Annotated in this window: 9 protein-coding genes; all 9 read right to left on the reverse strand. The window is 55.1% G+C overall.

From position 1 onward, the window contains the following. Positions 1 to 164: 164 nt before the first annotated feature. The 9 genes from Q3886_RS05790 to purE all read right to left on the reverse strand — a co-directional run bounded on the left by Q3886_RS05790 (position 165) and on the right by purE (position 9,635). Positions 165 to 1,049 carry a LysR family transcriptional regulator gene (locus Q3886_RS05790; RefSeq protein WP_301860234.1) on the reverse strand — a complete coding sequence of 295 codons (885 nt, stop codon included), beginning with the start codon at positions 1,047 to 1,049 and terminating at the stop codon, positions 165 to 167. Positions 1,050 to 1,086: 37 nt separating this feature from the next. Continuing rightward, positions 1,087 to 2,478 carry a class II fumarate hydratase gene (gene fumC / locus Q3886_RS05795; RefSeq protein ID WP_301860235.1) on the reverse strand — a complete coding sequence of 464 codons (1,392 nt, stop codon included), beginning with the start codon at positions 2,476 to 2,478 and terminating at the stop codon, positions 1,087 to 1,089. Between the two features lie 11 nt (positions 2,479 to 2,489). Beyond that, on the reverse strand, positions 2,490 to 4,058 hold the full coding sequence (locus tag Q3886_RS05800) for an acyl CoA:acetate/3-ketoacid CoA transferase (RefSeq protein ID WP_301860236.1): 1,569 nt from the start codon (positions 4,056 to 4,058) through the stop codon (positions 2,490 to 2,492). A gap of 83 nt (positions 4,059 to 4,141) precedes the next feature. Further along, the gene (gene purD / locus Q3886_RS05805; protein WP_301860237.1) at positions 4,142 to 5,410 is read right to left on the reverse strand and encodes a phosphoribosylamine--glycine ligase; all 1,269 of its coding nucleotides are present in this window, start codon (positions 5,408 to 5,410) and stop codon (positions 4,142 to 4,144) included. After that, a complete protein-coding gene (locus tag Q3886_RS05810; protein WP_301860238.1) occupies positions 5,410 to 6,015 on the reverse strand; it encodes an IMP cyclohydrolase in 606 nt (201 codons plus the stop codon). The genes purD and Q3886_RS05810 overlap by 1 nt, the downstream gene beginning before the upstream one ends. A gap of 12 nt (positions 6,016 to 6,027) precedes the next feature. Next, positions 6,028 to 6,642: a phosphoribosylglycinamide formyltransferase gene (gene purN / locus Q3886_RS05815; RefSeq protein WP_301860239.1), complete on the reverse strand. Its 615-nt coding sequence runs from the start codon at positions 6,640 to 6,642 to the stop codon at positions 6,028 to 6,030. Then, the gene (gene purM / locus Q3886_RS05820) at positions 6,635 to 7,699 is read right to left on the reverse strand and encodes a phosphoribosylformylglycinamidine cyclo-ligase (protein ID WP_301860242.1); all 1,065 of its coding nucleotides are present in this window, start codon (positions 7,697 to 7,699) and stop codon (positions 6,635 to 6,637) included. The genes purN and purM overlap by 8 nt, the downstream gene beginning before the upstream one ends. Continuing rightward, on the reverse strand, positions 7,680 to 9,107 hold the full coding sequence (gene purF / locus Q3886_RS05825) for an amidophosphoribosyltransferase (RefSeq protein WP_301860244.1): 1,428 nt from the start codon (positions 9,105 to 9,107) through the stop codon (positions 7,680 to 7,682). The genes purM and purF overlap by 20 nt, the downstream gene beginning before the upstream one ends. Positions 9,108 to 9,140: 33 nt before the next feature. After that, the gene (purE, locus tag Q3886_RS05830) at positions 9,141 to 9,635 is read right to left on the reverse strand and encodes a 5-(carboxyamino)imidazole ribonucleotide mutase (protein ID WP_301860246.1); all 495 of its coding nucleotides are present in this window, start codon (positions 9,633 to 9,635) and stop codon (positions 9,141 to 9,143) included. Positions 9,636 to 9,904: the final 269 nt, after the last annotated feature.

Raw genomic sequence — 9,904 nt, forward strand, 5'->3', positions numbered from 1 at the left:
GTCTATTTCAGCAATACACATTGGCATGTAAGCAGGATATATTCTGATTTCGTACAATTCCCGTCCGTTTCTTTCTGTTTTTGCATACTATTCAGTCCTTATGAGAATAGATAAAAAACAGGCGTTTCCCACGATGCAGTGCAGAAACGCCTGTTCATATATAGTTATGGTTCCCTGCAGCCCAGTTGGTTCCGCATCCAGCGAATAAACGTCTCCACTGCCGGCGACAGGATCTGATCTTTCTTCCAGGCCAGGACCGAGCCATTTACAATTGCCGGCTCCATGGGACGGATGCAGAGGCCGTCACAGAGCGTATCGAGCATGAACAGCAGTGACAGTCCTGCCCCTTCTTTGGTCAGTATCTGGTAATTGTAGAAAGATACATTCATATAGGCCGCAATGGAAACCGTGGAAAGAGCCGGTCCCAGCCAGTTTTCCAGCATGTTGCGCACAGACTGGCGGCTGGAAATAAGCAGGTTTTCACCGGCCAGATCAGCCGGCGTAATGCTGGTATGGCCGGCCAGCCGATGATCTTCCCGCATGCATACGCCCCACTGATCCTGCAGGGGAAGATGAAGGAAGTGATACTTGCTGATATCGACAGGCTCAATGAGCAGACCCATATCGACCAGTCCCCGCTCCATTCGTTCCGTCACGTCATCGGCATAGCCGGTATATACGGAAAACTGTACTTCCGGGTAAACCTGGCGAAAAGCAGCAATAGCCTGTCCCATGGAGGCCATATTTCTCGTCTCGCCGCAGCCAATGGCGATTTCTCCGGAAATCACGTCATTCCGCCGGGTCATATCCCGTTCGGTCTTTTCTGCCAGCTCCAGCAGTTCCTGAGCCCGGCGGCGCAGGAGCATCCCTTCTTCCGTCAGGGACACGCAGTATTTGCTGCGCCGAAACAGGGCAACGCCAAATTCGTCTTCCAGCATCCGGATCTGCCGCGACAGCGTCGGCTGCGTAAGGTGCAGCAATTTCGCTGCTTTCGTAATATTTTCTTCCTGCGCTACGACTAAAAAGTAGCGCAGCACCCGCAGTTCCATGGACCTCCCCCTTCCTGACCCAGCGATGCTGCAGCTCTTACGCCTTATCTATACCGGCCAGTTTTGCCGGTACCATGACGGCGTCAAACTGCTCGCCTGTAACCCAGCCCGATGCCAGAGCCGCTTCCCGCAGGGTCAGTCCTTCTTTCGCTGCCGTCTTGGCAATGGTGCAGGCCTTGTCATAGCCGACGAGGGGCACCAGGCCGGTGACGAGGATGAGGGACTGCTGCAGATTGCGGTCAATATTCCTGCGGTTCGGCGCAATGCCTGTAATGCAGTGGCTGCGGAATGAATCCATCACATCCGTCAGGAGGCGGATAGACTGAATCAGATTATAGGCAATGACCGGCATGAATACGTTTAACTCAAAATTCCCCTGACTGGCAGCAATGCCCATGGCTGCGTCATTGCCCATGACCTGGACGGCTACCATCGTCACGGCTTCGCACTGCGTCGGATTCACTTTGGAAGGCATGATGGAGCTGCCCGGTTCATTGGCCGGAATCGTCAGCTCGCCAATGCCGCAGCGAGGTCCGGAGGCCAGCCAGCGCACGTCGTTGGCAATCTTCATGAGATCGCAGGCCAGGGCCTTGAGCATGCCGTGAACGACGACCAGTTCGTCCTTGCTGGTCAGGGACTGGAATTTGTTCGGCGCCGTATGGAACGTATGGCCTGTCAGGTGGCTGACCGTTTCAGCAAAGCGGACGTCATAGCCGGCAGGGCAGTTAATCCCCGTGCCGACGGCCGTGCCGCCCATGGCCAGATCCTGCAGGTACGTAACGCCTTGCGTCAGCATTTCCCGGTTCCGTTCGATCATGCGCGCCCAGCCGCTGATTTCCTGGCCCAGCGTAAGCGGCGTCGCATCCTGCAGATGGGTACGGCCGATTTTGACAATATCCGCATAGGCTGCTGCCTTTTCCTCCAGCGCCTGCTGCAGGGCATCCATAGCCGGAAACAGCCTGTCCGTAATCAGCAGCAGTCCCGCCATGTGCAGCGCCGTCGGAAAGGTGTCATTGGAACTCTGGGAACGATTGACGTGATCGTTGGGATGGACGGCAATGTCTTTTCCTTCCTGCTTCAGCAGTTCCATAGCCCGGTGAGCCAGCACTTCATTGACATTCATGTTAAACTGGGTCCCGCTGCCGGTCATCCATACGGCCAGGGGAAAATTGCCGTCCAGCCGGCCGGCCAGCATATCATCGCAGGCCAGGGCAATGGCCTGGGCCCGGTCCGTATCCAGCACGCCCAGTTCCTCATTGACCAGGGCTGCCGCTTTTTTCAGATACGCAAAGACCGTCGCCATTTCGGGCGGTATCTTTTCCGTGCCAATGCGGAAGTTTTCCAGACTTCGCTGGGTCTGCGCTCCCCACAGCTTATCAGCAGGTACGCGGATTTCTCCCATAGAGTCTCGTTCGATTCGGTAGTCCATATGCTCATCTCCTATTGCGCCGCCACAGTCAGTCCCATGGCTGGTTCGCAGAAAATACGTGCATCCATATACGTCAGTGTATCGGCAACGCGCGGCCGGAAGGCCATGTGCCGGAAAATATCCCCTTCCAGGTCTATGCCAGGCGCCACTTCGGTCAGCACCAGTCCCTGCGGCGTCAGGTGAAATACGGCCCGTTCCGTAATGACGAGGATTCGTTTTCCCTGCGCCGCTGCATGAGCTCCGGCAAAGGTAATCTGTTCTACTGTCTTTTTAAACTTGCTGTACTGCCCTTCCTGATCGATGTACAGCCGGCCATTCCGGCAGTGTTCCCGCAGATGGCCGGCCGTAAAGGTCCCCATGAGCAGGAGCGTCTTTGTCCGCTGGGCCAGATCCATAAATCCGCCTGGCCCCATGACGCGGCCGTTAAACTTGGATACGTTGACATTCCCCTGTTCATCGATTTCGGCCAGTCCCAAGGCGCACACATCCAGAGCGCCGCCGTGGCAGATGTCGAACATATCGGCCATTTTCAGCTCCGCTTCGGGATTGATGGCCGCTCCCATATCCATGCCGGACAGGGGCACGCCGCCAATAATGCCCGTATCAGCAGCCAGTGTCAGCTGTCGTCCAAAGCCTTCTTCAGCAGCGACGGCACCGATGATTTCCGGAATGCCAATGCCCAGATTGATGAGATCGCCTTTTTTCAGTTCCAGCACAGCCCGGCGGGCACAGATTTTGCGGTTGTCCAGAGGCCGCGGCGCCAGGGACTGCAGGGGCATACGGGCATCACCGGTCAGTTCCGGCCGGTAGCCGTGGCAGGAAAAGCTCTGGACATGGTATTTGGGCCGGGCAACGACAACGTAATCGACGAGGAAGTGATGGATTTTCACCATCCTGGGGTCAATGCGTCCCCGCGGCACAACGTCTTCGACCTGAACGATGACGATGCCGCCGGAATTATGGGCTGCTTCAGCCAGCTCCAGCTGCTCGCCCAGCATGGCCTCATGAACCATGGAAATGTTGCCGTCTTCATCGGCCAGAGAGCCGCGAATGAGGCAGGCCTGAATAGGAAAGGTGCGGTACTGCAGGTACTCGTCGCCGTCGATAGTGACCAGCGATACCATATCCTTCCCTTCCCGCTTCGTCCGCTCGTTGGCTTTACACCCTTCCAGGCGGGGATCGGCCAGGGCGTGGAGCCCTATATCGGTCCAGACCGCTTTTTCTCCCGACGCAATGGCCCGATAGAGCTGGAGCAGCGTCCCTGCCGGAACCGTATAGGCCAGACAGCGATTATGCGTAATCTGGGAGGTTAATTTCGGTTCCAGCCCCAAATGGCTGGTAATGATCGTACCGAGAAGGCCGTCTGCGGCCAGGCGGTCGCCGCCGCGGCTGCCGCCGTCGCCGGTGCCGGCAATCTTTACGAGCGTCAGATTCTGCGGATGCCCTTCGGCAGCATACCGATCCTGCAGGGCCTTGAACAGGCCGTCCGGCGTGCCGAATCCGGCGTGGCCGCTGACAGCAACGGTCATATTGTCTGTAATAAGCCGGGCCGCTTCAGCCGGTGTAATAAATGTTGTCACCCCTACCCCTCCTTATTCTTTGCTGACAGTACAAAAAAGGACTCCCCTCAGGGAGCCCTTTGTACACAGACTGCCTGCGCAATCTACTGCAAATGCTTCAATCCTTTGGCGCCAATATCACTGCGCACCTGCTGGCCGTCAAAATGAATACGCTGTACATTCTGATAGGCTTCGGCAATGGCTTCTTTCAGCGTCGGTGCCACGGCAGTCACGCCGAGAACACGGCCGCCATTGGTTACATACTGGCCGTCTTTTTCGGCCGTGCCGGAATGAAAGACCATGGCGTCCTGCACCTGATCCAGACCGGTAATGACATCGCCTTTATGAGACGATGCGGGATATCCTGCCGAGGCCATGATAACGCAGCATGCCGATGCCTGTTTCCACGACACCATGTCAGCCTGCAGCGTCCCCTGCGTGCAGGCATACATAATCTGAGCCAGATCTCCGTCGAGAAGAGGCAGAACAGCCTGCGTTTCCGGATCGCCGAAGCGGCAGTTGAATTCGACCACCTTCGGGCCGTCAGCTGTAATCATGAGGCCGGCGTAGAGGCAGCCCTGATAGGTAATGCCTTCGCTGCGCAGTCCGTCGACGACGGGACGGAGAATTGTCGTTTCTACAGTCTTTACCAGTTCCGGCGTCATAACCGGAGCCGGTGCATAAGCACCCATGCCGCCCGTATTGGGGCCTTTGTCGCCGTCGAAAATGCGCTTATGATCCTGTGCGGAAATCATGGGCACAATGGTCTTTCCATCGACGAAGGCCAGCAGGCTTGCTTCTTCGCCGACCATACATTCTTCTACGACAATGCGGCCGCCGGAAGCGCCGAAAATATGATCTTTCATCATAGCATCGACGGCATCGAGGGCTTCCTGTTCGGTCTGAGCCACGACGACGCCCTTGCCGGCAGCCAGGCCGTCAGCTTTGACGACGATGGGCGCCCCCTGCTGATGAATATAGGCTTTGGCAGCTTCTCCATCTGTAAAGGATTCGTACGCTGCTGTCGGCACGTGGTATTTCTTCATGAGGTTTTTGGCAAATACCTTGGACCCTTCCATCTGAGCTGCTGCCTTATTGGGACCAAATACGGCCAGTCCCTGTTTCTGACAAATATCGGCCAGTCCTTCTGTGAGGGGTACTTCCGGACCGACGACGAGCATATCGATGCCTTCGTTTTTGCAGTACGCAGCAATGCCGTCCAGATCAGACAGAGGAATATTTACGCACGTCGCAACTTCAGCCATGGCGGCACTGCCGGGAATGGCATACAGACTGTCAACTGTCGGACTCTGGGCCAGTTTCCAGGCCAGGGCATGTTCGCGGCCGCCGCCGCCGATTACTGCAACCTTCATCAGTCAGCCGCCCCTTTCTTCACCTGCTTGGCCAGATAGGCCGCAATGGCCGTATCGTATGCAGCCGTATGCTGGAATGCTTCCTGAGCCAGTTCCAGGCGGTACGCATCGGTAAAGCCGCCGTCTTTGCGGAGAATATCGATGATTTCATCGTATTTGGCCGGGTTGGTAACAATGGCCACGTATTTATTGTTTTTTGCCGATGCCCGAACCATGCAGGGGCCGCCAATGTCGATATTTTCAATGGCTTCGGCCAGCGTAACGTCCGGTTTGGCAATGGTCTGTTCAAAGGGATAAAGATTGACGACGACCAGGTCGATAGGTGTAATGCCGTGTTCTTTCATGGCCTTTACGTGTTCCGGATTGTCCCGGACAGCCAGGATAGCACCGTGAATTTTGGGGTTCAGCGTCTTGACGCGGCCGTCCATCATTTCCGGAAATCCCGTCACATCCTGTACGGCCATGACAGGAACGCCTGCTTCTTTCAGCGCCCGCATGGTGCCGCCAGTAGAAATAATTTCAACGCCTAATTCGGCAAGGGCCTTGCCCAGTTCGACGACGCCGGTTTTATCGGATACGCTGATAAGCGCACGTTTAATCTTCATGGATACTCCTCCTTAGTCTTTCTTCACACTGACAATGTTCCCGTTTACAATCAGTTTATCATCGCAGAACAGCGCAGCTGCCTGGACATACGACGGATGTTCCTTTTCCAGAATACGGGCAGCCAGCGTGTCTTCCGTATCGCCGTCCAGGACGGGAACGGCGGCCTGAATGATAATCGGGCCGGCATCCATATCGGGCACGACGAAATGAACGGTGCAGCCGGCAATCTTGACACCGGCTTCCACAGCCTGACGCTGGGCGTGAAGACCGCGGAACGACGGCAGCAGAGCCGGGTGAATATTGAGGATTTTGTGTTCGTACTGGGAGATAAAATCGCTGCTCAACAGGCGCATGAATCCGGCCAGGCAGATGACATCAGCCTGAAATGGCGCAATCTGGTCGAGAATAAACTGTTCAAACTCCTGTTTCGACGCAAATTTCTTGCGGTCTGCCAGGATGACCGGCACGCCCCATTCCCGGGCCCGATCCATGACGGCAGCGCCGGGAATATCGCAGACCAGCCCTTTAATATCGGCGTTGATCGTGCCGGCAGCGACGGCGTCGTGGAGCGCAACAGCATTGGACCCGCGGCCGGACGCGAAGATGACCATGTTCTTCTTAGGCATTAAATACGCCTCCCCGCAGCGTAACCGGTACATCCGAAGCGACGGCTTTGCCGATTACATAAGCCGGTTCGTTCCGGTCGGCCAGATTCTTCAGGACTGCATCAGCATCTTTTTCCCGGACGATCATGATCATGCCGATGCCCATGTTGAAGGTGCGGTACATTTCTCTGGCTTCTACATTGCCCCATTTCTGGAGAAGGCCGAATACAGGCAGCTGGGGCCACGTCGTTACGTCAATATCTACGCCAATGCCCTTGGGCAGTACGCGGGGAATATTTTCGTAGAAACCGCCGCCTGTAATGTGTACCATGCCCTGCACGTCAAACTGCTGGATAATGGGCAGGCACGGTCTCGGATAGAGCCGCGTCGGCGTGAGCAGACATTCGCCAATGGTCATGCCCAGTTCATCTACATACTGGTCGAGCTTCATGTTCTGCCGTTCAAAGACGATCTTGCGGACCAGAGAAAATCCGTTGGAATGGACCCCTGTCGAAGGAAGGCCGATGAGGACGTCGCCGGCCTGAATATGTTCGCCTGTAATGACTTTTTCCCGATCGACAATACCTACGCCAAATCCGGCCAGGTCATAGTCGCCTTTGGCATAGAAGCCGGCCATTTCAGCCGTTTCCCCGCCAAGAAGGGCACAGCCCGATTCCTTGCAGGCATTGGCCACGCCTTTGACGATAGTTGCAACCTGAACGGGGTCCAGCTTGCCTACAGCAATATAGTCGAGGAAAAACAGCGGTTCTGCACCCTGTACGAGTACGTCGTTAATGGACATGGCCACACAGTCCTGACCGACTGTATCGTGCTTGTCCATCAAAATGGCCAGGCGCAGCTTCGTTCCTACGCCGTCAGTGCCGCTGACCAGAATGGGGTTCTCCACCTTGCTGTTCATCAGCGAGAAAAGACCGCCAAATCCGCCCAGGTCGCCGAGTACTTCCGGACGATACGTGGCTTTTACAGAATCTTTCATCAGTTCTACGGCTTTGTTGCCGGCATCAATATCTACGCCTGCATCGGCATAGGTTAATCCTTTATCGTTGTTCGAGAGCATATTTTTCTCCTTCTTCATTGGATTTGGGAATATCGGTGGGATAATCGTCGTTAAAGCAGGCCAGGCACATATCTTCCTTGGGAATATGTTCTATCGCCCGGGCCAGGCCGTCAATGGTAATGAAGTGCAGCTTGTCAACGCCGATATATTTCTGAATCTGTTCCACACTGAGGGTCGAAGCGATCAGTTCCTTGCGGACCGACGTGTCGATCCCGTAAAAACAGGGATACTTAATAGGCGGTGCGGACACGCACATGTACACTTCCTTGGCGCCGGCTTCCCGCAGGAGCTTGCAGATAATGCCGCTCGTCGTGCCGCGGACGATGGAATCATCGACCATGACGATTCGCTTGCCTTTGACGACGGATTTGACGACGTTCAGCTTCATGCGTACAGCCAGTTCGCGCTGCTTCTGGTTGGGCTTGATGAAAGTCCGGCCCATGTAGCGGTTTTTAATCAGGCCGTGGCGGAAGGGAATCCCTGATGCCTGGGCATAGCCAATGGCTGCCGTGTTGCCGCTGTCCGGGACGGAAATGACGATATCTGCATCATACTGCGTTTCATTCCACATTTCCCGGCCCATGTTGATGCGGGCCTGATAGACGTCCTGGCCGTCAATGACGCTGTCCGGACGGGCAAAGTAAATGTATTCAAAGGAACAGATCTGCTTGCGGTCTGCTACGGCATATATTTTCGACTTTACGCCGGTTTCGCTGATTTCGACAAATTCTCCCGGCAGTACGTCCCGTACAAAGGAGGCACCAATAGCATCGAGAGCACACGTTTCCGAGGCCAGTACCCAGCCGCCGTCTTCGGTGCGGCCAATACACAGCGGCCGGAATCCGTGAGGATCGCGAACGCCGTAGAGCTTATCCTTGGTCATGAGAACCAGGGCATAGGCCCCCTGAATGCGGTTCATGCTTTCCATAATGCGTTCTTCCATCGTTTCCTTCTGGCTGCGGCCAATAAGATTAACGATAATTTCACTGTCCATGGTCGTCTGGAACGTGGCACCGCTGCGATCCAGTTCTTCCCGCAGTTCCCGGATATTGGTCAGGTTGCCGTTATGGGCCAGGGCCAGCTGTCCCAGCGGCGTGTATACAGCCAGGGGCTGAATATTACGGGGATTGTTGGAGCCTGTCGTCGAGTAGCGGACATGGCCAATGCCAATAGGACCGCCTTCTTCATCAGGTACGCCGTCAGCAAATACCGTGCTGATAAGCCCCATGCCGCGGTACGTATGGATATCCTTTCCATCAGTCAGGGCTATGCCGCCGCTTTCCTGTCCGCGGTGCTGCAGGGCAAAAAGGCCCCAGTAAATATAGCGCGGTATATCCAGGTGCTTGTCGTAAATCCCCAAAACGCCGCATTCTTCATGCTGCTTATCCCAAATCGCATCGTAAAACATGAATACCTCCTGTGAAGTGAATTGTAAACTATCCTACATGGACTGTATCGTTTCCTGAAGCTTGCGGTTCTTTTCCATAACCTGCTGCGCCATCTGCTTGCGGTAGGCCTTGTATTTCGCTGCCAGATCCGCATCGCTGACGGCACCGATCTGCAGCGCCAGAAGGGCCGCATTTTTTGCGCCGTTAATAGCCATCGTGGCAACAGGCATGCCGGACGGCATCTGTACAATTGCCAGCAGGGCATCGAGCCCTTTCAGGCTGCCGCTTTCCAGAGGCACGCCGATGACGGGAAGCGTCGTATAGCTGGCAACGACACCGGGAAGATGTGCTGCCATGCCGGCACCGGCAATGAGGACGCTGATGCCCCGCTGTTCTGCTGTTGAAACAAACTCCCGCACTGCTGTCGGCGTGCGATGTGCCGACGCCAGGAGTACCTCACAGGGTACATCAAATTCCTTAAAAACATCCAGTGCTTTTTTCATAACGGGAAAATCTGAATCGCTTCCCATAATCAAACCGACTTTCAACCCAAATCCCTCCTCAGAATAAGCAAAACCCAAAAGTGAACCGATCACCTTTGGGTTTATCCATGCAGACACGCCGCAGGCACCACTACTTACAAACCGCATCATTACCAGTCTATAAAGCAAGGTCCATAGGGCATCTCCTTATTGCTTCATTACAACATCAAATATATTTAAATTTTATCAAAAAGGTGTATACGTGTCAATCATAATATATGATATCCGCAAATTTTCACATATAAATACCTTTTCTATCCTTCTCTTCCCCTAGG

It is taken from the genome of uncultured Megasphaera sp. (genome assembly GCF_958350005.1).
Classification (GTDB): Bacteria; Bacillota; Negativicutes; order Veillonellales; family Megasphaeraceae; genus Megasphaera.